The sequence below is a fragment of the Knoellia sinensis KCTC 19936 genome, from assembly GCF_000768705.1.
Taxonomy (GTDB): Bacteria; Actinomycetota; Actinomycetes; order Actinomycetales; family Dermatophilaceae; genus Knoellia; species Knoellia sinensis.
This window is the reverse complement of record NZ_AVPJ01000004.1, coordinates 47,878-69,973: the sequence shown is the minus strand read 5'-3', so window position 1 is coordinate 69,973 and position 22,096 is coordinate 47,878. Positions and strand designations below refer to the sequence as shown.

The window sequence follows — 22,096 nt, the reverse complement described above, 5'->3', positions numbered from 1 at the left end:
ACCGGCCTCTCCTCCCGCGCCCGGCATCGGGACAACGAATAAGACCTGCACCTGGACAAGTACTTGACAATGCTTGGTACTAGACATCATCGTTGAGTCATGCCTCCACACGACCCGCAGATGCTCAAGGGGGTCCTCGGACTTCTGCTGCTGAGCATGCTGTCGACCGGCGAAAACTACGGCTATGGCATCGTCACGCAGTTGCGCGCCGTCGGTTTCGACGACCTGGCCGAGGGCACGGTCTATCCGGGGCTCACCCGGCTCGAGGCCGCCGGTCTTCTCGAATCGCACCTCGTCCGGAGCGATTCGGGCCCTGCCCGCAAGTACTACCGACTGACCAGCGCCGGGCGAGCCGAGCTCACCCTGCGGCGGGCGGCCTGGGACGGGCTCGTGGCGTCCGTCGAGACCGCCACGAGCGACCTCACGTCCGACGCCACGACCCACGCCGCACCCGCGGCGGAACACACGACAGGGGATCCCGCATGAACGTCATCGACAGGGTGAGGATCGAAGCCGCGATCCTCCGCTACGACTTTTGGCTCGAGATGCGCGGAGTGCGCGGCTCGAGACGGCGTGACCTGCGACGCGAGTTGCGGACCAACCTCACCGAGGCCACCGCCGACGTCGGTGCCACGCGCGCCCTCTTCGGGATCGGCTCGCCCAAGGAGCTCGCGTTCGCCGCAACCGAGGTCGACCCCTCGCGTCCCCGGTGGTCGCAGGCCGCGATCTGGGCATCCGCGGTCTTCGCCATCGTGGTGTTCGGATGCCTGTTCACGGCCATCGCCTTCACCGCCGGGGTCGAGGCCAGCGGGGTGACCGGGTCGACGGTCCGTGGCTCCGTCTTCCCGTGGTTCGGCGTCGACTACGCAGCTCGCGTGGAGCCGGGCCGCGGTGGGCTCGCCGTCGGGGCCGGCGGCATCGGCACCTACTTCTTCGGACTACCGCTGCTGACGTTCCTGCTCGTCGCCCAACCCTGGCGACTCCTACGGCGGAGCCGCCAGACCTTGCCCGCCGCCGAGTGACGGAGCAGAGTGCGGAGCATGGACACGCCGCGGTGGCAGGACGCTGACTTCACCGGCCTCAGGGCCATGATCTTCAACTGCACCCTCAAACGTTCACCCGAGAAGAGCCACACCCAGGGACTCATCGACGTGAGCACCGGGATCATGACGAAGCACGGCGTCGAGGTCGAGGTCCTGCGACCCGTCGACCACGACATCGCCACCGGTGTCTACCCGGACATGACCGAGCACGGCTGGGACACCGACGCCTGGCCCGAGATCTTCGAACGCGTGCGTGCCAGCGACATCCTCGTCATCGCCGGGCCGATCTGGCTCGGCGACAACTCCAGCATCACCAAGCAGATCATCGAGCGCCTCTATGCCATGAGCGCCATGAAGAACGACCGTGGGCAATACATCTACTACGGCAAGGTCGGCGGCACGATCATCACGGGCAACGAGGACGGCATCAAGCACTGCGCGTCGAACATCCTCTACAGCCTCCAGCATCTCGGGTGCTCGATCCCACCAAATGCCGACGCCGGCTGGATCGGCGAGGCCGGGCCCGGCCCCTCCTACCTCGACCCGGACAGTGGTGGCCCCCAGAACGAGTTCACCCAGCGCAACACGACCTTCATGACATGGAACCTCATGCACCTCGCGTGGCTCCTCAAGGAGCAGGGAGGCTTCCCGGCCGGGGGCAACGAGCGCACCAAGTGGGACCAGGGCGCGAACTTCGACCACCCCAACCCCGAGTACCGCTGAGGCGAACGGCCCTCGCAACGGGGCGCACGGCATACGAGAAGGGCCCCTCACCACGCTGGTGAGGGGCCCTTCTCGTATGCCGTGTGCTCGGCTCAGCGGGACTGGCTCAGCTGAACGAGTCGCCGCAGGCGCAGGAGCTGCCGGCGTTGGGGTTGTCGATGGTGAAGCCCTGCTTCTCGATCGTGTCCGAGAAGTCGATCGTGGCGCCCTCGAGGTAGGGGCCGCTCATGCGGTCGACGACGACCTCGACACCGTCGAAGTCGCGCACGAGGTCACCGTCAAGGGTGCGCTCGTCGAAGTAGAGCTGGTAGATGAGGCCGGAGCAACCGCCGGGCTGGACGCCCACGCGGAGGCGGAGGTCGTCGCGACCCTCCTGCTCGAGGAGCGACCGGACCTTGCCGGCGGCGAGGTCGGTGAGGAGCACGCCGTGTGCGGGCGCGTCTGTCGTGGCCTCGGGCGTCGTCTGGGTCTGGGTGTCGAGCTCGGTCATGGGGGTGACTCCTGTGCTGCGTCGGGGCTCGGGTGGTCTGAGGGTCGTGCATCAGGTCGCAACCGTTCACGGACGCGATCTGTTCCCGAGCGTGTCCTCAGGATACGTCGCCACGGCCGAATCACCCAGCAGGGGACCACGTCCTGGCCACCCGCGCCGCTCTCGCGCGCAGGGTTCCCACGGGGTCGAGCAGCGCTGCGTCGACCTCAGCCGGCGTGTCGGCCACGGCGTAGGCGCCGCTGATCCCGAGCCCCATCGTCTCGCGACGTCCCACGAGAACCTGCCCCGCGAGGACGACGCTCGGGAGCCCGCACTCCATCGCCGCCTCGGCCACACCGACGGCCACCTTGCCCTGCAGGCTCTGCCAGTCGAACGTCCCCTCGCCGGTCACGACGAGGTCACTCGACCGCACAATTTCACGGAAGCCCACCGCATCGAGCACGAGCTCGACCCCACTGACGCGGCGACCCCCGAGGAGGAGCAGGGCATATCCGAGACCACCGGCAGCGCCCGCACCCGGTTCACGCTCGAGGCGCCGGGGGGCTCCCGTGAGCAGGTCGAGTGGAGCTGGGAGGGTGCGGGCCACGATCTCGGTGAAGCGACCGAGCGCACCCTCGAGTTCCTGGGTCTGCTCGGGTGTCGCGCCCTTCTGCGGACCGAAGACGGCGCTCGCACCCTTGAAGCCGAGCAGCGGGTTGTCGACGTCCGTCGCCAGGACGAGGTCGACGCCAGCAAGCTGCTCGCGAACCCCCAGCAGTCCGGACAGGGCGTCGTCGGGAGCCGCGGCAAGCGCCTGACCGCCTCGAGCCAGCGCGTCGGCCGGGCCGGCCCCCAACGCCGCGAGGAGCCCGGCACCCGCGTCGTTGGTGGCGCTGCCACCGAGACCGACGACCATGCGGGTCGGCTGCTCGAGCAGGGCCGCCTTCAGTAGCTGCCCGACTCCCCACGTGCTCGTGTTGGCCGGGTTGCGCTCGTCCGGACCGAGCAGATGCAGTCCCGCTGCGTGAGCCGATTCGATGTATGCCGTCCGCTCCCCCTCGTCGTCCACGATGAGGATCGCTGCCGGCACCTGTCGACCCACTGGGTCGCTCACCGTCAGAGCGACGGTGTCGCCGTCGAGGGAGCGCCCCAAGACGTCGAGGAAGCCGGGTCCCCCATCGGACAAGGGCAGGAGTGTCAGGGCGTCATGGGGAGCGGTGTCATGCCACCCGGCCGCGATGGCCTCGGCAGCCTGAGTGGCGGTGAGAGTGCCGGTGAAGGAGTCCGGCGCGATGACGACGTGCACGGCACGCACGGTATCGGGTGTCGCCAAGAGGCGGCGACGTCACCAGTGGGTGAGCCGGCGGCATGTTGCGAAAGCCCGAGGGCCGGCCACCCACACGGGTGACCGGCCCTCGGCCGACTGCTCAGTGGCGCGTCAGGACGCGTCGCCAGCGTGGTCGTGGTCGTGGCCGCCATCCTCGGCGCCGCCGACGGGGGTGCCGTCAACGTGCTGGCCGGGGGGCGAGGCCGGACGGCCCTTGCCACCGTTGACCGCAGCGGTGCTCATCGCGTAGGTCACGACAGCGTGCGCCATGGCGTCCGAGTTCTCGTCCATCGCCTTCATGTTGACGTTGGAGATGTCGTCGCACTCGGCGTGGTAGCACTTGTCGTACGCCACGCCAGCCTCGCCACCGAAGACTGCTGCCTGCTCGGCGGTCTTGATGCCCTCGGCGCCGGTGAAGAGACCACCGGACGGGATGCCCTCGGCGATGAAGGGCCCGTAGTCACTGCGACCCGAGAACGCCGTCTCCTCCGAGGCGAGGTTCTGCGAGGCGAAGTAGTCGTGGAAGAGGTCCTCGATCGCAGCGGAGCCCGCGGGGCCTTCGGCCGCGTTGGGACCGACCGGGAAGCGCGAGTTGTCGCCGTCGTAGACGAACCGGACGTAGTTCGGCGAGCCGACCATGTCGAAGTTCAGGTACAGACCGATCTTGGCGAGGTCGGCCGGGCTGTTCTCGACGAGGTCGGCGACGTAGTGCTCGGACCCGAGCAGACCGAGCTCCTCGGCGCCCCACCACGCGAAGCGGGTGGTGTTCTTCGGGGAGACCTTGGCAAACTGCTCAGCGACCTCGAGAAGTGCCGCGCTGCCGCTGCCGTTGTCGTTCATGCCCGCGCCCTCGACGACACCGTCGAGGTGTGCGCCGGCCATGACGACGTTGTCGTCGTTGCCCTTCTTGGTCTCGGCGAAGACGTTCCACGTCTGGCGGATCTCGGACTCGGTGTCGGTCTTGAGGTGCAGCTCGGTGCCGGCTGCGGCGAGCTCGGCACCGACGGCGAACGTCGTGCCCACGACCGGGATGGTGACGTCCGGGGCGCCGAGCGTGCCGTTGAGGATGCCGTCGCGTCCGGGCTGGCCCTCGTTCATGATGACGACGGCCTTCGCCCCAGCAGCCTCAGCGTTGACGGCCTTGAGGCCGAACGCGCACGTGCCACGCTGGAGGAGGGCGATGTTGCCGGCCGGGAAGTTCGCGAAGTCGCTGGCCTCACACCCGGACGTGGACGAGTTGCCTGCTGCACCCGGAGGGATCATCAGGTCGACGTTCGTGACGGCTGCCGTGACGTCGCCCGACCCCGAGTAGGTCATCGTCGCAAAGTCGGGACCGTTGGCGTACGTCTTCGCCGTGGGAGCGGTCCGCTCCATGACCGCGTCACTGAGTTCGCGGTAGAAGGGGAAGTCGAATTCCTGGACGGTCGGCGTGTAGCCGGCTGCGGTGAGGCGGTCGACGACGTAGTCGACGGAGGCCTTGTAGCCGGGCATGCCCGAGGCGCGCGTGCCGTCGTTGGCGTCGGCGATGGCCTGCAGGTTGGTCAGGTGGTCCTGAAGCCCTTCGACCGTGACGGCCTTGCGGAGCTTCGCAGAGGTGTTGTTGGCGGGGGCTGCTCCTGCTGGCGCTGCTGCTGCCAGCACGAGGGCTGTCCCGCCCGCCGCTGCTCCGAGGCGGAGCCACAGGGCGCGGGTGAGGTCCTGTTTCTTCACGGATGGTGCCTTTCATGGACGGCCACCTGCGCCGTTGCAGGTGGTCTCATGGCCCACCAGGGGTCGGGGCCGAGGTCACCGTATGCGCGATTGGCGGCTCGCGGCGGCAAAATGCACGGATCATTCTGCAAAACCACCCCAGCCGTGCGGGGGCGCAGCCTCGATCCGGTGACGAACACCGCAGGCCAGGGGTCTCGAGGACCCAGCGGACCGGCATACGATCGGTCTTGTGACGACCACCCCAGCCGCACCGCTCCCGCTCCTCGTTCTCGGCAAGGGCCGCGACCTGCGCACCGAGCGCGGTGTCGAGTGCCCCGGAGACCTCCCGGCCCCGTCCGACCCGGACCTGGTGGCCCGCGCCCGGGCAGCCAAGGAAGCCCTCGGGGACAAGGTCTTCGTGCTGGGGCACCACTACCAGCGCAACGAGGTCATCGAGTTCGCCGACGTCACGGGTGACTCGTTCAAGCTCGCCAAGGAGGCCGCGGCCCGCCCGGATGCCCCGTGGATCGTCTTCTGTGGCGTCCACTTCATGGCCGAGTCCGCCGACATCCTCACCAGTGATGACCAGACGGTGATCCTCCCCGACCTTGCGGCAGGCTGCTCCATGGCCGACATGGCCGCGATCGCCCAGGTCGAGGACTGCTGGGAACAGCTCGCCGAGGCAGGCGTGGCCGACCAGACGGTCCCGGTGACCTACATGAACTCCTCGGCCGCGATCAAGGCCTTCACCGGCCGCCACGGCGGGACGATCTGCACGTCGTCCAACGCCAAGACCGCGCTCACGTGGGCCCTCGACGAGAAAGGTGGCGTCGAAGGCGACGGCAAGGTGCTCTTCCTTCCCGACCAGCACCTCGGTCGCAACACCTGGGCCCGCGACCTCGGCGGTTCGCTCGACGACTGCGTCGTGTGGGACCCGCACCGTCCCATGGGCGGCCTCACGATCGAGCAGCTCCAGGCGGCCCGCATGATCCTGTGGCGCGGCCACTGCTCGGTCCACGGCCGGTTCTCGGTCGAGGCCGTCGAGGCGGCGCGGGCCGAGATCCCCGACGTCAAGGTGATCGTCCACCCCGAGTGCCGGCACGAGGTCGTCGAGCTGGCCGACGAGGTCGGCTCGACCGAGAAGATCATCAAGACGATCGCTGCCGCACCGGACGGGACCGCGTGGGCCGTCGGCACCGAGCTCAACCTCGTGCAGCGCCTCGCGCAGGAGTTCCCGAAGCAGCGGATCGCGTTCCTCGAGAAGAACGTCTGCTACTGCTCGACGATGAACCGCATCGACCTGCCGCACCTCGTGTGGGCGCTCGAGTCGCTCGTCGAGGGTCGCGTCGTCAACCCGATCCGCGTGGACGAGCAGGTGGCTGCCGACGCGCGACGGGCACTCGACCAGATGCTCGCGCTGCCGGGCGAGACCAGCAAGGACTGACGCGCTCTGAGTTTTTCCTGAGACCTGAGCCTCAGACCCGAATGAGGCCGTCCGCGCCAACGTGCGGGTTGTGCGCCGTCGGGACGCGCTCGCCCTCCGGCGGCGGACCCGGCGGAGTGCCATCGCCGAACGGACGCCCACCGAGGGTCTCGCGCCCGTGCGCCGTCGCCCAGCCCGACAGGTCCGGCCCCTGTGGCACGACGCCCGTCGGGTTCACGTCCCGGTGCACCTCGTAGTAGTGGCTCTTGATGTGGGTGAAATCGGTCGTGTCACCGAACCCTGGCGTCTGGAACAGGTCGCGCGCGTAGGCCCACAGCACCGGCATCTCGGTGAGCTTGCTGCGGTTGCACTTGAAGTGGCCGTGGTAGACCGCGTCGAACCGCGCCAGGGTCGTGAAGAGCCGGACGTCGGCCTCGGTGATCGTGTCGCCGACGAGGTAGCGCCGGGTCGCCAGCCGCTCCTCGAGCCAGTCGAGTGCAGTGAAGAGCCGCTCGTATGCCGCGTCGTACGCCTTCTGGGTCCCGGCGAACCCGCAGCGGTAGACCCCGTTGTTGACCTCGGTGTAGACGCGCTTGTTGACCTCGTCGATCTCGGCGCGCAGGTGCTCCGGATAGAGCTGCGGCGCTCCGTCGCGGTGGAACTGAGACCACTCCCTCGAGAAGTCGAGCGTGATCTGCGGGAAGTTGTTGGTCACGACTCCCCCGCTGGGCACATCGACGATCGCGGGCACGGTGATGCCCTTCGGGTAGTCAGGGAACCGGCGCAGGTAGGCGTCCTTGATGCGCGGGATGCCCAGCACTGGGTCCACGCCGCCCTCATCGAGGTCAAACGTCCACGAGTCGGCGTCATGGGTCGGCCCGCAGATCCCCATCGAGATGGCGTCCTCGAGACCGAGGAGCCGCCGAACGATGATGGCCCGGTTGGCCCACGGGCAGGCCCTGGCGACGACGAGCCGGTAGCGCCCCGCCTCCACCGGCCACGGCTCACCGTCGCGGGTGATCCGGTCCTCGATGTATGCCGTGTCGCGCTGGTAGTCCGCCTCGACGTAGGTGCCCTGGCGGTTCGTCGTGGAGCCTTCCGTGGACATCGTCGCCTCCCGCCTCAGTCCCGGGGCATGGCGCCGAGCCGCGCGAAGAGCGCGGCCTCGGCGACACAGACGTTCTCGAACTCGCCGAGGTGCAGGGACTCATTGGCGCCGTGCGCGCGGGTGTCGGGGTCCTCGACACCGGTCACGAGGATCGCGGCTTCGGGGAAGCGCTCTGCGAACGCGGCGACGAAGGGGATCGACCCGCCGACGCCGATGTCGACCGGCTCCTTGCCCCACGCGTCCGCGAAAGCTGCGCGAGCCTCGTCATAGACGGGGCCGCTCGCGTCCGCGGCGAAGCCCGAGCCCTGGTCGTCGAGGGTGATCTCGACCTTCGCACCCCACGGCGCGTTGTCACGCAGGTGCTTCTCGAGTGCGGCGAAAGCGTCAGCAGGGTTCTCGTCAGCGGCGATTCGCATGGAGAGCTTGGCTGAGGCGGACGGCACGAGAGTGTTGGACGACTTCTCGACGGAGGGGGCGTTGATGCCGATCGTCGTGAGCGACGGCTTGGTCCACATCCGCGAGAGGAGCGGACCCGAGCCGATCGTCGAGACTCCGTCGAGAAGTCCGGACTCCTCGCGCAGGCGCTCCTCGGAGAAGTCGAGGTCTGCTGCCTCGCCCGACTTGAGCCCGGCCACGGCCACGTTGCCCTCGTCGTCGTGGAGCGTCGCGATGAGACGGACCAGGGCCGTGATCGCGTCGGGGACGGCTCCGCCGAACATGCCCGAGTGGATGCCGTGGTCGAGCGTCGTCACGGTGACGACGACACGGACGAGTCCGCGCAGCGTCGTCGTGAGTGCCGGAGTGCCGATGTCCCAGTTCATGGAGTCGGCGAGAACGATGGCGTCCGCTCGCAGCTTGTCGCCGTGGCGCTCGAGGATCGTCATGAGCGAGTCCGAGCCGATCTCCTCCTCGCCCTCGACGAAGACGGTGACGCCCACGGGGAGTCGACCCTTGTGGGCTCGCAGCGCGGCGATGTGCGCCATGATCCCGGCCTTGTCATCGGCCGCACCGCGGCCGTAAAGACGGCCGTCGCGCTCGGTCGGCTCGAACGGTGCCGAGTCCCAGTCCGCGTCGTCGCCGGGCGGCTGCACGTCGTGGTGGGCATAGAGCATGACCGTGGGAGCACCCTCGGGTCCGTCGATGTGGCCGATGACGGCGGGGGCGCCGCCCTCCCGCACGATCTCGACCTCGAGCCCTTCGGCACGCAGCAGCTCGGCCGTGGCCTCCGCCGACGCGTCGACATGACTCTGGTCGAAGGCGGGGAGCGAGACGCTCGGGATCCGGGTGAGGTCCTCGAGGTCGGCGCGCAGCTGGGGCATGAGCGCGCGGACGGTCTCGCGCAGCTCGGGGAGCTCGGTCAGGGCAGACGTGTTGGTGGTGTCGGTCACGTCGCCGACCCTACCCAGCCCCTCGCGAAGGCGAGGACGGTGTGGGGGACCCAGCCACCCGGCATACACTCAGGCGGTGTTCGGACGCAGCAAGACGACCAATGAAGAGCTCGCGGAGCAGGTGACCGCGCCTGCGCGCGACGGTGCCAAAAACCGCCCGACGCCCAAGCGGCGCGACCAGGAAGCCGCCCGGCGGCAGCCGCTCGTCGTGACCGACCGCAAGGCGGCGCGCAACACCGACCGGGCCAAGCGTCGTGAGCAGATGGCCAAGCAGCGCCAGGCGATGCTCACCGGCGACGAGACCCACCTGCCGGCGCGTGACAAGGGCCCGACGAAGCGGTTCATCCGCGACTACATCGACGCCCGCTGGGGCATCGGCGAGTTCATGCTGCCCGTCATGCTCATCGTGCTGGCGCTCTCGTTCGTCCGCGAGCCATGGGCGATGCTCATCGTCTTCACGCTCGTCTACGGCCTCATCGCCGCCGCCGTCATCGACACCTTCCTCGCGTGGCGCCGGATCAAGAAGAAGCTCGTCGCGAAGTTCGGCGCGGACGCCGTGCAGCGGGGCGACGGTTTCTACGCGGCCATGCGTGCGTTCCAGATGCGCCGGACCCGCATGCCGCGGCCCATCGTCAAGCGCGGCGACTACCCGAGCTGATCACCGCCCGATCCGTCGGTCAGACGGACGTGTCGGTCAGACGGACGCGTCGAGGGGCATCGGTCCGTAGACCTTCTCCCCGTCGCGGTGCAGCGTCACGGCGCTGACACCAGCATCCGCGAGCTCGCGCCACACCTCACCGAACCAGTTCTCTGCGTCCGACTGCGTCGGGAACGCCGTGTCCGTCGTCGGCTCACCGGTGACGGCTGAGCCCTCGGCGTTCTCGTAGGTCCAGGTCCAGGCCTCGGTCATGCTGTCTGCTCCTTCGGTGCGATCTCGACGGTCGGTTCGAGAACGATCTCGGTGGTCAAAGAGTTGGCGATGAAACAGCTCTCGTGAGCCTCGTGCATGAGCTCCTCGAAGCGGCTCACGTCACTGTCCGCGGCCACCAATACCCTGGGGCGCAACGTGATTCGCGTGATCCGCATCGGCCTGGAGTCGGCGGGCATCAGCCCCTCGGCGTCGTCCGTGTAGTCGAGCACGTCGAGCCGGGCGGTCGCCGCCACATGCAGGAACGACAGCAGCTGGCACGAGCTGGCCGCGAGCACGAGCAGCTGCTCGGGGTTGGCGCGGGTCGCGTCACCCCGGAAGTGCGGGTCGGCGCTGAGGGCGAACGGTTCGGTCGCCGGCGGCACCGCCGCCTCGTGATCGCGCGTGTATGCCGTGTAGCCGCCTCCCGTGGACCCGTCCGAGCCGTCCCACGCGAGGGTCGCGCGATAGAGGTGGTCGCTGCCGTGCCCACCCATGCGTCGTCGCCTCAGCTCTCGCGGACGCCGACCTCGACGAACGGCGGCTTGGTGACGGTCGCCGCCACCTCGCGGCCGCGGACGTCGATGACGACCTCATCACCGATGCCGACCGACCGCTCGAGCAGCGCCAGCGCGATGCCCTCCTTGCGGGTCGGGCTGAAGGTCCCCGAGGTCACCTCACCGACGACCTCGCCGTCCTTGAGCACCTGGCAGTGGGCACGCGGGATGCCACGGCCCGTGACGACGAGTCCCCGGTTGAGGCGCGACGTCTTGGCGGCGCGCTGCTCGGCGAGAGCCTCCTTGCCCCAGAAAGTGTCCTTGTCCCAGCCGACGGCCCAGGCAGCCCCGGCCATGACGGGTGTGATCTCGGTGCTGAGGTCGTTGCCGTGGAGCGGGTAGCCCATCTCGGTACGGAGCGTGTCGCGCGCGCCGAGACCGGCCGGCATACCGCCCTGGTCAGCGACCGCGGACGCGAGGGCATCCCACAGGGCGCCGGCGGCGCCCCACGCGGGGACGAGCTCGTAGCCGCGCTCGCCGGTGTATCCCGTGCGGCAGACGATGACCGGTTGCCCCTCCCACTCGGCCTCGGCGAAGGACATGTAGTCGTGGTCGACGGGAAGGCCGAAGGAAGTGAGCACTTCGTCGCTGCGCGGACCCTGGACCGCGAACACGGCATACGCGTCGTGGAGGTTCTCGACCTCGATGCCCTCCGGCGCGGCGGCGCGCAACATGTCGACGACGGTCGCCGTGTTGGCGGCGTTGGGGATGAGAAAGATGTCGTCCTCGCTGCGCACGTAGGCGATGAGGTCGTCGACGACACCGCCGTCGTCCTGGCAGCAGAGGGTGTACTGCGCCTGGCCCGGACCGATGCGGCGCAGGTCGTTGGTGAGGCAGGAGTTCACGAAGTCGAACGCGCTGAGGTCGCCGGAACGACCGCTGACACGGGCCTTGCCGAGGTGGCTCACGTCGAAGAGTCCGACGCGCTCGCGCACCGACGTGTGCTCCGCGACGACACCGCCGCCGGGGTACTCGATCGGCATCTCCCAGCCACCGAAGTCGGCCATCTTGGCGCCGAGTGCGACGTGGCGGTCATGGACGGGAGAGTGCAACAGATCGGTCATGCCGGAACCGTATCGCGGGGGTGTGATCCAGGTCGCGACTAGGGTGCTGGGCGAAGGGGCGACGATCTCGCCCGCCCGCACCAGATCAGGAGTGACCGCAGTGCCCAGCCTCAACCTCACCACGCGCGACGCCGCCAGCCTCAAGGTCGACGCGCTCGTCGTCGGCTCCGTCTCGACCGACTCCGGCGCCACGCTCGCCGACGGCCACGGCCTCCCCAAGGCGGCCGCAGCGCACCTCGCCGCCGTGCTCTCCGACCTGGAGGCGAAGGCCAAGCAGGGTGAGACGGTTCGCGTCGTCGCCGTGCCCGACGTAGCCGCCAACGCGGTCGTCGTCGTCGGCCTCGGCCCGGCCGCCGACGTGACGGCCGACGTACTCCGCTCCGCCGCGGGTTCGGCCCTGCGGTCGGTCGCGACGAAGACGTCGGTCGCCGTTGCGCTGCCGGCGTCCGACGAGGCGGCTCTCGCCGCCGTCGCCGACGGTGCGTATGCCGGGTGCTACACCTTCGATGCCGGCTCCACCAAGGTGTCCACGGGCGCCAAGGCCAAGAAGGCCGCGGCACCCAAGGCGGGGCCGAAGATCTCCGTCGTCTCCACCCTCGGCCAGGGCAAGGCCGTCAAGGCGGGCGTCGAGCGCGCCGCGGTCATCGGTGCGGCCCGCGATCTCGCGCGCGACCTCGTCAACACTCCCCCGAACCTCCTCACGCCGCAGCTCTTCGTCGAGCGCGTCAAGGCCGCTGTGGCCGCGTCGTCGGGCAAGGTCACCGTCACCGTCCTCGACGAGAAGGCTCTCGCCAAGGGCGGCTTCGGCGGCATCGTCGGCGTCGGCCAGGGCTCGGCCAACCCGCCCCGCATCGTCACGATGTCTTACTCCCCCAGCGGTTCCCGCTCCAAGTCCGGTGGCGTCGCGCTCGTCGGCAAGGGCATCACGTTCGACTCGGGCGGCCTGTGCATCAAGCCCGCCGGCAGCATGTACACGATGAAGTCCGACATGGCCGGCGCGGCCGCGGTGGCCGCATCGGTGCTCGCCGCGGCGGAGCTCGGTGGCCCGGTGGCTGTCACGGGCTACCTCTGCCTCGCCGAGAACATGCCGTCGGGCACGGCCCAGCGTCCCGGCGACGTCGTGACGATGCGCAACGGCACCACGGTCGAGATCATCGACACCGACGCCGAGGGCCGCATGGTCCTCGGTGACGGCATCTGCCTCGCCGGTGAGGGCAAGCCCGACGTCATCGTCGACATCGCGACCCTCACGGGTGCGCAGATGGTGGCGCTCGGCACCCGCATCGCCGGCGTCATGGCCAACGACGACGACTTCCGCACGACCGTCGTCGCCGCCGGCGCCGCCGAGGGTGAGGACTCCTGGGCCATGCCGCTCCCCCGCGAGCTGCGTCCGGGCCTCGACTCCGTCGTCGCCGACATGGCCCACAAGGCCGACCGTTGGGGCGGCATGCTCACCGCCGGGCTCTTCCTCAAGGAGTTCGTCGCCGAGGGCATCAAGTGGGCCCACGTCGACATCGCCGGCCCGTCGTTCAACGAGGGTGGTGTCGATGGTCAGATCCCCAAGGGCGGCACCGGCTACGGCGTCGCGACCCTCGTGAACCTCGTCGAGAACCACACCGCCTGACCCACCACCCGGGCCTCACCTCACCCGCCTCACTTTTTACGGGTGACCCGCTAAACGGGTCCGGAGCAAGGGAACTGTTCCCTTGCTCCGGACCCGTTTCTCTTGTTCGGAGAGGCGTGGCAGCTTCGCCGAGCTGCCCAGCCGGACTCAGCCGACCGATCAGCCGGACTTGCGGCGGAACATCTGGTCACGGCCTGAGGTCTCGGGACCGTGACCGTGGTCGACCTTGCCGTGCTCGCCACGGTCGGAGACGTCTGCGCCTCCGTGGGAGTGCTTCTTGTCCAGGGCCTCGCGGAACTTCTTCTTCATGTCCTCGCTCGGCGTGGGGCGGGAACTCTTGGACTCGGACACGGGGCCTCCTGAATCGGTGGTGGTGCGGTCCCCCTCACTCTCGCACGAGCGGCCCGCTGCGGCCACGGACTTTGGCCTCCGCAGCGTTCACGCCTGCGCACGACCCCTGCGGACGTTGGATAGGCGTCAGCGACCGCGCTGGCGGGCGTTCCAGTCGCGCATGCGCTGCGGGTAGCCCGTCTGGTTGACGTCGTACGTCGGGAGGTGGAGCGCGTTGGCCAGCGCGAACGCCGCCTCCCGAGTCGGCACGGCGCGGCGGGTCCATTCACCGTCGTGCGCAATGAGGATGAGCGTCGTCGACGTCACGTGGGTCGCCGGCTCGACAAAGGCCTCCACCCCACGGCGACTGCGGGAGAACTCCTCGAGGTGTGCCCTGGCCCGGCGCAGGTCATCCTTCGACGGCGCCGCAGCACCTCCCTGCGATCGGCCACCCTTGCGCCTCCGGAACCACGACATGGGCCAACGATACGGAAGCACGCTGGACGGTGGGTGGAGGTTCGCTGGGTGGCCGGCCGGCATACGGAACTCGTGCAACACCCCACCTCCGGACCTCGTGTGACGCCGGCCACGGTGCAGTGACAGGATGGGCCGAACTGGCGCGGCGTCGGCGAGACCCGCTCGGCGCGCGCCCCCTGTCGCAACCAAGGGAGCACCACCGATGCCGGCCACCGCCGAGGACCTGTACGACGTCGTCATTCTGGGAGGCGGAAGCGGCGGCTACGCGTGCGCCTTCCGCGCCGCGGAGCTCGGGCTCCGAGTCGCCCTCGTCGAGAAGGCCAAGCTCGGAGGCACCTGCCTCCACGTCGGCTGCATCCCGACCAAGGCGCTCCTGCACGCCGCCGAGGTCGCCGACTCGGCCCGCGAGGGTGCTCAGTTCGGTGTGCGCTCGACGCTCGAGGGCATCGACATGGCCGGCGTCAACGCCTACAAGGACGGCGTCATCGGCCGCCTCCACAAGGGCCTGCTCGGCCTGGCCAAGGCGCACAAGGTCGACCTCATCGAGGGCGCCGGTCGCCTCGTGGACCGCACGACCGTCGAGGTCGACGGCCGCCGCGTCACGGGCCGCAACGTCGTCCTCGCGACGGGCTCTTACCCCAAGAGTCTTCCCGGCCTCGAGATCGCCGGCCGCATCATGACGAGCGAGCAGGCACTGCAGCTCGACCACGTGCCGAACCGTGTCGTCGTCCTGGGTGGCGGTGTCATCGGCGTCGAGTTCGCCTCCGTCTTCCGCTCCTTCGGTTCCGAGGTGACGATCGTCGAGGCACTGCCCCGACTGGTGGCCGCCGAGGACGAGGCCGTGTCAAAGGTTCTCGAGCGCACGTTCCGCAAGCGCAAGATCACCGCGAAGACCGGCGTGAAGTTCGCGGGCGCGACGCAGGACGGCGACGTCGTGACCGTCTCGCTCGAGGACGGCACGACGATCGAGGCGGACCTGCTGCTCGTGGCCGTCGGTCGTGGTCCGGTCACGGACGGTCTCGGCTTCGAGGAAGCCGGAGTGACTCTCGACCGCGGTTTCGTCACGACCGACGACCGACTCCGGACCAGCGCCGACGGTGTGTATGCCGTGGGAGACATCGTGCCGGGGCTCCAGCTCGCGCATCGCGGCTTCCAGCAGGGCATCTTCGTCGCCGAGGAGATCGCCGGCCTGTCCCCGGCTCCCATCGTCGAGTCGACGATCCCGCGCGTGACGTACTGCGACCCCGAGATCGCGTCCGTCGGGCTCACCGAGGCACAGGCCCGCGAGGCTCACGGAGAGGTCGAGACGTACGAGTACAACCTCGGCGGAAACGGCAAGTCCCAGATCCTCCAGACCCAGGGCTTCGTCAAGCTCGTCCGCCAGAAGGACGGCCCGGTCGTCGGCGTCCACATGGTGGGGGCGAGGATGGGCGAGCAGATCGGCGAGGCCCAGCTCATCGTCGGCTGGGAGGCGCACCCCGACGACGTGGCGCCCCTCATCCACGCGCACCCCACCCAGAACGAAGCACTCGGCGAGGCCCATCTGGCGCTCGCCGGCAAACCCCTGCATGCTCACAACTAGAGTTGACTCGACGCCACCGTTGATAGGAGAACTGACACCATGTCCGAACGTGTGACCATGCCCGCCCTCGGCGAGTCCGTGACCGAGGGCACCGTCACCCGGTGGCTGAAGAACGTTGGTGACCAGGTCGCGGTCGACGAGCCGCTGCTCGAGGTCTCCACCGACAAGGTCGACACCGAGATCCCCTCGCCGGTCGCCGGCACGCTGCAGGAGATCCTCGCCGAGGAGGACGAGACGGTGGCCGTCGGCGCCGACCTCGCCGTCATCGGTGACGGTCCCGCCGCCGGCGGCGACGCCCCGGCACAGGATGCCGCTCCGGCTCCCGAGCAGGCTGCCCCGGCCGAGGCCCCTGCTGCAGAGGCTCAGGCTGAAGAGGCTCCGGCACCCGCTGCCGCCGAGCCCGCGGCTGCTCCTGCCGCCCCGGCCGAGCCCGCCCCGGCCCCTGAAGCACCGGCTCCCGCGCCGTCCGCCGGTGGTGGCGGTGGCACGACGGTGACGATGCCCGCGTTGGGCGAGTCCGTCACCGAGGGCACGATCACGCGCTGGCTCAAGGCCGAGGGTGACGAGGTCGCCGTCGACGAGCCGCTGCTCGAGGTCTCCACCGACAAGGTCGACACCGAGATCCCGTCGCCGGTCGCCGGCACCCTGAGCAAGATCCTCGTCCAGGAGGACGAGACGGTCCCGGTCGGCGCAGACCTCGCGGTCGTCGGTGGCGACGCCGCGGCTCCGGCCGCAGAGGCCGCTCCTGCCGCGGAGTCCGCCCCGGCCGAACAGCCCGCTCCGGCGCCTGCCGAGCCCGAAGCCCCGGCAGCTCCCGAGGCCCCTGCTGCTCCCGAAGCTGCCGCACCGGCACCTGCCCCGGCACCTGCAGCTGAGGCTCCGGCCGCTCCCGCTCCCGCTCCCGCTCCTGCTGCCCCGGCTCCCGCCGCGACGGCACCCGAGGCGCCGGCTGCCCCTCCCGCGGCGGACAACTCCGCGGGTGAGGGCGACCAGGACGCCTCCGCCTACGTCACGCCGCTCGTGCGCAAGATCGCTGCCGAGAACGGCATCGACCTCGCATCGGTCAAGGGCACCGGTGTGGGTGGCCGCATCCGCAAGCAGGACGTCCTCGAGGCCGCCGAAGCAGCCAAGGCACCTGCCCCTGCGCCTGCCGCCCCCGCTGCCGCTGCCGCCGCCGGTGCGGGTCAGGCTCCGGCGCCCGCGACGAAGGCTCCGGTCGACACGAGCCTGCGTGGCACGACGCAGCCGATGACCCGCCTGCGCAAGACGATCGCCAAGCGCATGGTCGAGTCGCTGCAGACCTCCGCGCAGCTCACGACGGTCGTCGAGGTCGACGTCACGAAGATCGCCCGCCTGCGCGACCGCGCGAAGGGTGACTTCCAGCGTCGCGAGGGCAGCAAGCTCAGCTTCCTGCCGTTCTTCACGCTCGCCGCGATCGAGGCGCTCAAGGCGCACCCGACGGTGAACGCGAGCATCGAGGGCGACAACGTCACCTACCACGGCACCGAGAACGTCGGCATGGCCGTCGACACCGAAAAGGGCCTCATCGTCCCGGTCCTCAAGAACGCCGGTGACCTCAACATCGCCGGTCTGTCGCGCAACATCGCCGACCTCGCCGAGCGCACGCGCACCAACAAGATCACGCCGGACGACCTCGCGGGCGGCACCTTCACGATCACCAACACGGGGTCGCGCGGTGCCCTGTTCGACACTCCGATCATCAACCAGCCGCAGGTCGCAATCCTCGGCACGGGTGCCGTCGTGAAGCGCCCCGTCGTGGTCAAGGACTCCGACGGTGGCGAGACGATCGCCATCCGGTCGATGGTCTACCTCGCCCTGTCCTACGACCACCGGATCGTCGACGGAGCCGACGCCGCCCGCTTCCTCACGACGATGAAGGACCGACTGGAGGAAGGCGCCTTCGAGGCCGACCTCGGTCTCTGAGGCCTGATCCGATGCCACAGCGAATCGCCGTCGCCGGCTCGTCCGGACTGATCGGCGGTGCGCTGTGTCGTTCCCTGAGGGCTCGGGGTGACGAGGTCCTGCGGCTCGTCCGCCGTCCTCCGGAGCATCACCTCGAGGTCCAGTGGGACCCGTCGACGCGCGAGCTCGACCCCGCCGTGCTCGACGGTGTGGATGCCGTCGTCAACGTCGCCGGTGCGAGCCTGGGTGGTCGCCGGTGGAGCCCGTCCTTCAAGACCGAGCTCGTCCACTCGAGAACCGACGGAACCACCGCCCTGGCCCGGGCGATCGCCGCCACGGGCCGCCCCATTCACCTCGTCAACGGCTCCGCCGTCGGGTTCTACGGAGACCGTGGCGACGAGGTGCTCACCGAGGCGAGCCATGCCGGGTCGGGATTCCTCGTGGACCTCGTCCACGGGTGGGAGGGGGCGACGGAACCGGCTCGAGCGTCAGGCGCGCCGGTGACGCTGGCCCGCACGGGAATTGTCCTCGCGGCAGAGGGTGACGCCATGCGAATCCTGTTGCGGCTGACTCGGTTCGGGCTCGGCGGACCACTCGGCAATGGAGCCCAGTACTGGTCATGGATCACGCTTGCCGACCATGTCCGCGCGGTCCAGCATGTCCTCGACGAACGCCTCGAGGGAGCGGTCAACCTCAGCGGTCCGTCCCCGGCAAGGCAGCGCGAGATCGTGGCCGAGATGGGTCGGCAGCTCCATCGCCCTACTGTCGTTCCGGCTCCGCAGTTTGCCCTGCGCGCCGTCGTCGGCGAGATGGCCGGCGACATCGTCTCGAGCCAACGCGCCCTCCCCCGGCGTCTCCTCGACAGCGGCTTCGAGTTCGAACACGCCACCCTCAGCGACGCCGTCCGCTGGATGTTGACGGCGGGGTAAGGAGCGGTGGTCGGCCGGGCCAATCGGACACGGTCGGCTCAGGCCTTGCGAACGTCGTGGACCCTCCAGCCGTGCGTGGTGTGCACGAGGTCGAGCAGGACGGGCGCTGCCGACTCCGCTGGTCGGCTCTGCTCCCCTGCGGGGCCGCGGACCACGTGGGCGCTCGTGTCGATGCGGGCCCGAACCGTCGCCTTGCCCTTGGCCGCGCTGACCAGCGTTGCCTCCCGCACCGTGAAGGTGAGCCCGACGTACTGCTGGCGGGCGAGCTGCACCCCCGCGAGCACCTCCGTGTCGCGCTCCAGGGCGGGTGATCCGGGAGCATCGACGTCGGTGAGGCGGGCCGCAACGCCGCTGGACCACGCGCCCGCGCGCGCATCCGCCAGGGCACGCACGAGCCCCACGGGGTTGCTGCGCGGCGACTCCTTGTCGGTGAGCACGGCGCTCGACGCGGGGGCGGCGGTGCCTGCACCACGCGACGTCGACACCGTGGGGCTGCCGGCCTTGCCCGCGTCAGCTGCCTTGCCCGCATCAGGCGTCTTGTTCGGGTCAGCCGTCTTGCCCACGTCTGCCGTCCTTCCCGCGTCAGCCGCCGTTCCAGCCTGGGAGGGGTGCTCACCCTGTGGGGTGACAGCGCGGGCGTCCTCACGTCCGCCGCTCCACGCGAGGACTCCAGCGACGAGCCCGAGGACCACAGCTGCCACGGCGACGAACGGGACCACGGCACGCAGGGCTGCGACCAGCGTCGTCCGGCGCGGCAGTCGGCGCCGAGCCGCGTCGAAGGATGGTCGGCGGCCCAGTCGTGACTGCGGCCGTGCCGTGGGCTCCTGGGCGGAACCGGCGCGTGCCGCGGCCCGGATGCGCCGGGTCATCAGGCTGACGTCGTCGTCACCGCGCACGAGGACGAGTGGCGTCGGCTCGGCTCCGTCGAAGAACGCCATGGCGAGGGCATCGGCACCGGGGCGCGCCTCGGGGCGCGTGGCCAGCGACGACTCGACCGCGGTGACGAGGGGTTCGGACACACCGCGCACCCGATCCGCCAGCCGCCCACGCAGGGCAGCCGGGCCGGGAACCTCACCCGTGAGAAGGAACCATGCGAGGGCGCCCAGACCGTAGCTGTCGGACGCGGGCGATGGCAGGCCCCCGGCGGCCACCTCGGGCGCGACGAAACCATCAGTACCGGCGACGTCGAGCGACCGCTCCCCCAGGATGCGCGCCACACCGAGGTCGGCAAGGTAGGGGTGGCCATCCACGTCGAGCAGCACGTTGCCCGGCGAGAGATCACCGTGCACGACGCCGAGGCCGTGAAGCCGACCGAGCGTCGAGGCGATGGGGCTGAGGACGGTGACCGCCTCGCCCGGTGTGAGGTGCCCTCGCGCCCGAACCGCAGCACCGACCGTGCCACCACGGTGCTGGTCGAGGACGAGCGCAACGTCACCCGAGTCAAGGGCCACGGCTTCATGCAGGCGCACGAGGTGTGGGTCCGTGATACGGCCGAGGACGGCGAGCTCCACGAGCGCGTCCTCGGCGTCCACGGCCGGCACGACCTTGATGGCGACCTCCCTTCCATCGGCACTCCTGCCGGACCAGACGGCGCCCGATCCCCCCTGACCGATCGGCTCCAGGACGTCGTAACCGGGCACGCTGGGAGCCGCGTGATCCACGATCCGGTGCCGGCCGGCATACCGACCGCCGTCCGGCTGGAAGCCATCGCTGCGTCGCTGTTCCTGGATCTCCATGACCCCATCGTCGCGGTTTCCGCGAAATCGGCCGCGGGGTTATCCACAGGGCCGATTCGGGAGCGTTCGAGGTGAGCTACAGCCAGCCGTTGCTCTCCGCCGTAAGCACCGCTTCGGCGCGATTCGCTGCGTGCGTCTTGCCGATCGCGGCCGACAGGTGGTTGCGCACCGTCCCCTCGGACAGGAAGAGCCGGGACGCGATCCCCGCTACGGACGAGCCATCCCGTGCGGCACGCAACACCTCGGTCTCACGCGGGGTGAGCGGCGACTCCCCCGCAACGAGGCTGTCCGTCGCAAGGGCAGGGTCGACGACGCGGAGCCCCTCGTGCACACGCCGGACCGCATCCGCGAGCTGCGCGGCGGGAGTGTCCTTCACGACGAACCCTGACGCGCCGGCCTGCATCGCGCGACGCAGGAAGCCCGGGCGCCCGAAGGTCGTCACGATGAGCACGCGGGTCCCCGGGAAGGCCGCGCGCACCTGCTGGGTCCCGGAGATGCCGTCGAGCCCGGGCATCTCGACGTCCATGAGGACGACGTCCGGACAGTGCTGTCGGACGGCGTCGAGCACGGCGTCACCCGAGCCCACCTCGGCAACGACCTCCAGGTCCGACTCGAGCGACAGGAGGGCCGACAGCGCTCCCCGGACGAGAGCCTGGTCGTCGGCGAGCAGCAGCCGGATCACGGGACGACCACCTGGAGCGAGTACCCCGGCGAGAGGGTGCGCGTCACGACGGTGCCGCCGACCAGCGAAGCGCGCTCCTGCAGCCCGGTGAGACCAGAGCCGCGAGAAGCCTCGGCGCTGCCCCGACCGTCGTCCCGAACCTCGACCGACGTCGGGGTGAGGACCACCGAGCAACGACGAGCACCGCTGTGCCGCAACACATTCGTGACACCTTCGCGCACTACCCAGGCGAACAGCTCGCGCTTCTCGCTCGGCACGTCGTCGGTGGAGTTCGGCAGGTCCGCCCGAATCTCCGCGGCCGCCAGGGCCGCCCGCGCCCGGGCCAACTCAGCAGGGAGGCTCACGTCCCGGTAGCCCTCGACGGCCCGGCGCACGTCCGCGAGGGCGTCGCGCGACAAACGTTCGAGGTCGGCCAACTCCGTCCGGGCACGGGAGGGGTCGACGTCCAGGAGCCGCTGGGCAAGCTCCGCCTTCACCGTGATGACCGTCAAGGAGTGCCCGAGGATGTCGTGCAGGTCGCGGGCGAAGCGGGTGCGCTCGTTCTCCACGGCGAGCTCGGCGTTCTCGTCATGCGCCTTGACGAGCTCGATGTTGCGCAACAGCATCTGCTGGATCCCGAACACGGCCAAAGCCGCGGCGAACACACCGAAGGCCGTCCCGAACCCGGAGTCCCAGGTCGGTCGGGTCTCCCCCAGCACGATCACGAGGCCGGCGATCCCGAGAACGAGCACCGCGGCATACACAAACGGCAGGAGCATCACCGCGGCGACCGCGCAGTAGACCGCGGAGGCCGTCCCGGCCTCCCCCAGGGACCAGACCATCGTCACTGCGAGGCCGGCCATCGCGACGAGCCACCCTGCCGCCTCGCCCCACGCTGGGTGCACGACCAATCGTGCGCGGTCGGCCCGGAGGCGGACCCAGAGCAGGAGGTAGACGCCGGCGAACACCAGGGTTGCGATCAGTCCCAGGTCACCTTTGGCCGTGTCCCGGTGCTCCCACGCCACCCGCGCCGGATCGAGGAGGAAGACCAGCCAGATCGCGGCGAACAGGACCCCCCAACGACCGGGTGGCCGCTGGAGGGTGCTGGTCGGCTGGCTCATGCTCGTCATTGTGCC

General features: G+C 69.9%; 22 protein-coding genes. 9 read left to right on the top strand and 13 right to left on the bottom strand.

Annotated elements, in window-relative coordinates; all coding sequences use genetic code 11:
- Positions 1 to 99 precede the first annotated feature (99 nt).
- Genes N802_RS19365 through N802_RS06750 form a run of 3 tightly spaced genes read left to right on the top strand, consistent with a single transcriptional unit; the run spans position 100 to position 1,766 of the window.
- Entirely contained in the window at positions 100 to 486 is a 387-nt protein-coding gene (locus tag N802_RS19365; RefSeq protein ID WP_052109535.1) for a PadR family transcriptional regulator, read from the top strand.
- On the top strand, positions 483 to 1,022 hold the full coding sequence (locus tag N802_RS06755) for a hypothetical protein (protein ID WP_035913982.1): 540 nt from the start codon (positions 483 to 485) through the stop codon (positions 1,020 to 1,022). Before N802_RS19365 ends, N802_RS06755 begins: the two co-directional genes overlap by 4 nt.
- Positions 1,023 to 1,040: 18 nt before the next feature.
- Positions 1,041 to 1,766: a flavodoxin family protein gene (locus N802_RS06750; protein ID WP_035913979.1), complete on the top strand. Its 726-nt coding sequence runs from the start codon at positions 1,041 to 1,043 to the stop codon at positions 1,764 to 1,766.
- Positions 1,767 to 1,872: 106 nt separating this feature from the next.
- Here N802_RS06750 and N802_RS06745 read toward each other — a convergent pair whose 3' ends face one another.
- The 3 genes from N802_RS06745 to N802_RS06735 all read right to left on the bottom strand — a co-directional run bounded on the left by N802_RS06745 (position 1,873) and on the right by N802_RS06735 (position 5,272).
- Entirely contained in the window at positions 1,873 to 2,256 is a 384-nt protein-coding gene (locus N802_RS06745) for a HesB/IscA family protein (protein ID WP_035913977.1), read from the bottom strand.
- 121 nt (positions 2,257 to 2,377) lie between these two features.
- Positions 2,378 to 3,541: a glycerate kinase family protein gene (locus N802_RS06740; RefSeq protein ID WP_035914406.1), complete on the bottom strand. Its 1,164-nt coding sequence runs from the start codon at positions 3,539 to 3,541 to the stop codon at positions 2,378 to 2,380.
- A gap of 132 nt (positions 3,542 to 3,673) precedes the next feature.
- Complete coding sequence (locus tag N802_RS06735; RefSeq protein ID WP_211254352.1) at positions 3,674 to 5,272, bottom strand: M28 family metallopeptidase; 1,599 nt, start codon at positions 5,270 to 5,272, stop codon at positions 3,674 to 3,676.
- 229 nt (positions 5,273 to 5,501) lie between these two features.
- On the opposite strand from N802_RS06735, the gene nadA reads away from it, so the two are divergent.
- Entirely contained in the window at positions 5,502 to 6,695 is a 1,194-nt protein-coding gene (nadA, locus tag N802_RS06730) for a quinolinate synthase NadA (RefSeq protein ID WP_211254351.1), read from the top strand.
- Positions 6,696 to 6,726: 31 nt separating this feature from the next.
- Here nadA and N802_RS06725 read toward each other — a convergent pair whose 3' ends face one another.
- Together N802_RS06725 and N802_RS06720 are read right to left on the bottom strand one after the other, a co-directional pair.
- Positions 6,727 to 7,782 carry a glutathione S-transferase family protein gene (locus N802_RS06725; RefSeq protein WP_052109533.1) on the bottom strand — a complete coding sequence of 352 codons (1,056 nt, stop codon included), beginning with the start codon at positions 7,780 to 7,782 and terminating at the stop codon, positions 6,727 to 6,729.
- 14 nt (positions 7,783 to 7,796) lie between these two features.
- Positions 7,797 to 9,170: a dipeptidase gene (locus N802_RS06720; RefSeq protein WP_035913971.1), complete on the bottom strand. Its 1,374-nt coding sequence runs from the start codon at positions 9,168 to 9,170 to the stop codon at positions 7,797 to 7,799.
- 76 nt (positions 9,171 to 9,246) lie between these two features.
- On the opposite strand from N802_RS06720, the gene N802_RS06715 reads away from it, so the two are divergent.
- The gene (locus N802_RS06715; protein WP_035913970.1) at positions 9,247 to 9,828 is read left to right on the top strand and encodes a DUF3043 domain-containing protein; all 582 of its coding nucleotides are present in this window, start codon (positions 9,247 to 9,249) and stop codon (positions 9,826 to 9,828) included.
- A 36-nt stretch (positions 9,829 to 9,864) separates the two neighbouring features.
- On the opposite strand, the gene N802_RS06710 is transcribed toward N802_RS06715, so the two are convergent.
- From N802_RS06710 to gcvT, 3 genes are read right to left on the bottom strand one after another with little or no spacing between them, the layout of a single operon-like run.
- Positions 9,865 to 10,080 (bottom strand): hypothetical protein, encoded by a 216-nt coding sequence (locus N802_RS06710; protein WP_035913969.1) that lies wholly within the window; start codon positions 10,078 to 10,080, stop codon positions 9,865 to 9,867.
- On the bottom strand, positions 10,077 to 10,574 hold the full coding sequence (locus tag N802_RS06705; RefSeq protein WP_035913968.1) for an OsmC family protein: 498 nt from the start codon (positions 10,572 to 10,574) through the stop codon (positions 10,077 to 10,079). Before N802_RS06705 ends, N802_RS06710 begins: the two co-directional genes overlap by 4 nt.
- 11 nt (positions 10,575 to 10,585) lie before the next feature.
- Positions 10,586 to 11,698 carry a glycine cleavage system aminomethyltransferase GcvT gene (gene gcvT, locus N802_RS06700; protein WP_035913967.1) on the bottom strand — a complete coding sequence of 371 codons (1,113 nt, stop codon included), beginning with the start codon at positions 11,696 to 11,698 and terminating at the stop codon, positions 10,586 to 10,588.
- 100 nt (positions 11,699 to 11,798) lie between these two features.
- Here gcvT and N802_RS06695 point away from each other — a divergent pair, with 100 nt between their 5' ends.
- Entirely contained in the window at positions 11,799 to 13,322 is a 1,524-nt protein-coding gene (locus tag N802_RS06695; RefSeq protein ID WP_035913965.1) for a leucyl aminopeptidase, read from the top strand.
- Between the two features lie 159 nt (positions 13,323 to 13,481).
- Here N802_RS06695 and N802_RS06690 read toward each other — a convergent pair whose 3' ends face one another.
- A complete protein-coding gene (locus N802_RS06690) occupies positions 13,482 to 13,673 on the bottom strand; it encodes a DUF5302 domain-containing protein (RefSeq protein ID WP_035913963.1) in 192 nt (63 codons plus the stop codon).
- Between the two features lie 126 nt (positions 13,674 to 13,799).
- Entirely contained in the window at positions 13,800 to 14,129 is a 330-nt protein-coding gene (locus tag N802_RS06685; RefSeq protein ID WP_035914401.1) for a hypothetical protein, read from the bottom strand.
- A gap of 202 nt (positions 14,130 to 14,331) precedes the next feature.
- On the opposite strand from N802_RS06685, the gene lpdA reads away from it, so the two are divergent.
- From lpdA to N802_RS06670, 3 genes are read left to right on the top strand one after another with little or no spacing between them, the layout of a single operon-like run.
- The gene (gene lpdA, locus N802_RS06680) at positions 14,332 to 15,711 is read left to right on the top strand and encodes a dihydrolipoyl dehydrogenase (RefSeq protein ID WP_035913961.1); all 1,380 of its coding nucleotides are present in this window, start codon (positions 14,332 to 14,334) and stop codon (positions 15,709 to 15,711) included.
- Positions 15,712 to 15,750: 39 nt separating this feature from the next.
- Positions 15,751 to 17,655, top strand: coding sequence for a 2-oxoglutarate dehydrogenase, E2 component, dihydrolipoamide succinyltransferase (sucB, locus tag N802_RS06675; protein WP_035913959.1), 1,905 nt, complete (start codon positions 15,751 to 15,753; stop codon positions 17,653 to 17,655).
- 11 nt (positions 17,656 to 17,666) lie between these two features.
- Positions 17,667 to 18,563: a TIGR01777 family oxidoreductase gene (locus N802_RS06670; RefSeq protein ID WP_035913957.1), complete on the top strand. Its 897-nt coding sequence runs from the start codon at positions 17,667 to 17,669 to the stop codon at positions 18,561 to 18,563.
- 38 nt (positions 18,564 to 18,601) lie between these two features.
- Here the strand turns inward: N802_RS06670 and N802_RS19360 are convergent, their stop codons facing one another.
- From N802_RS19360 to N802_RS06655, 3 genes are all read right to left on the bottom strand, one after another.
- On the bottom strand, positions 18,602 to 20,299 hold the full coding sequence (locus tag N802_RS19360) for a serine/threonine-protein kinase (protein ID WP_052109532.1): 1,698 nt from the start codon (positions 20,297 to 20,299) through the stop codon (positions 18,602 to 18,604).
- A 76-nt stretch (positions 20,300 to 20,375) separates the two neighbouring features.
- Positions 20,376 to 20,981, bottom strand: coding sequence for a response regulator transcription factor (locus N802_RS06660; protein WP_035913955.1), 606 nt, complete (start codon positions 20,979 to 20,981; stop codon positions 20,376 to 20,378).
- Complete coding sequence (locus N802_RS06655; protein WP_245613847.1) at positions 20,978 to 22,081, bottom strand: sensor histidine kinase; 1,104 nt, start codon at positions 22,079 to 22,081, stop codon at positions 20,978 to 20,980. Before N802_RS06655 ends, N802_RS06660 begins: the two co-directional genes overlap by 4 nt.
- Positions 22,082 to 22,096: the final 15 nt, after the last annotated feature.

Coding starts and splice junctions, on each gene's coding strand:
- N802_RS19365 (WP_052109535.1), top strand. CDS start 100: ATGCCTCCACACGACCCGCAGATGCTCAAGGGGGTCCTCGGACTTCTG.
- N802_RS06755 (WP_035913982.1), top strand. CDS start 483: ATGAACGTCATCGACAGGGTGAGGATCGAAGCCGCGATCCTCCGCTAC.
- N802_RS06750 (WP_035913979.1), top strand. CDS start 1,041: ATGGACACGCCGCGGTGGCAGGACGCTGACTTCACCGGCCTCAGGGCC.
- N802_RS06745 (WP_035913977.1), bottom strand. CDS start 2,256: ATGACCGAGCTCGACACCCAGACCCAGACGACGCCCGAGGCCACGACA.
- N802_RS06725 (WP_052109533.1), bottom strand. CDS start 7,782: ATGTCCACGGAAGGCTCCACGACGAACCGCCAGGGCACCTACGTCGAG.
- N802_RS06710 (WP_035913969.1), bottom strand. CDS start 10,080: ATGACCGAGGCCTGGACCTGGACCTACGAGAACGCCGAGGGCTCAGCC.
- N802_RS06705 (WP_035913968.1), bottom strand. CDS start 10,574: ATGGGTGGGCACGGCAGCGACCACCTCTATCGCGCGACCCTCGCGTGG.
- gcvT (WP_035913967.1), bottom strand. CDS start 11,698: ATGACCGATCTGTTGCACTCTCCCGTCCATGACCGCCACGTCGCACTC.
- N802_RS06685 (WP_035914401.1), bottom strand. CDS start 14,129: ATGTCGTGGTTCCGGAGGCGCAAGGGTGGCCGATCGCAGGGAGGTGCT.
- lpdA (WP_035913961.1), top strand. CDS start 14,332: ATGCCGGCCACCGCCGAGGACCTGTACGACGTCGTCATTCTGGGAGGC.
- sucB (WP_035913959.1), top strand. CDS start 15,751: ATGTCCGAACGTGTGACCATGCCCGCCCTCGGCGAGTCCGTGACCGAG.
- N802_RS06670 (WP_035913957.1), top strand. CDS start 17,667: ATGCCACAGCGAATCGCCGTCGCCGGCTCGTCCGGACTGATCGGCGGT.
- N802_RS19360 (WP_052109532.1), bottom strand. CDS start 20,299: ATGGAGATCCAGGAACAGCGACGCAGCGATGGCTTCCAGCCGGACGGC.
- N802_RS06655 (WP_245613847.1), bottom strand. CDS start 22,081: ATGAGCCAGCCGACCAGCACCCTCCAGCGGCCACCCGGTCGTTGGGGG.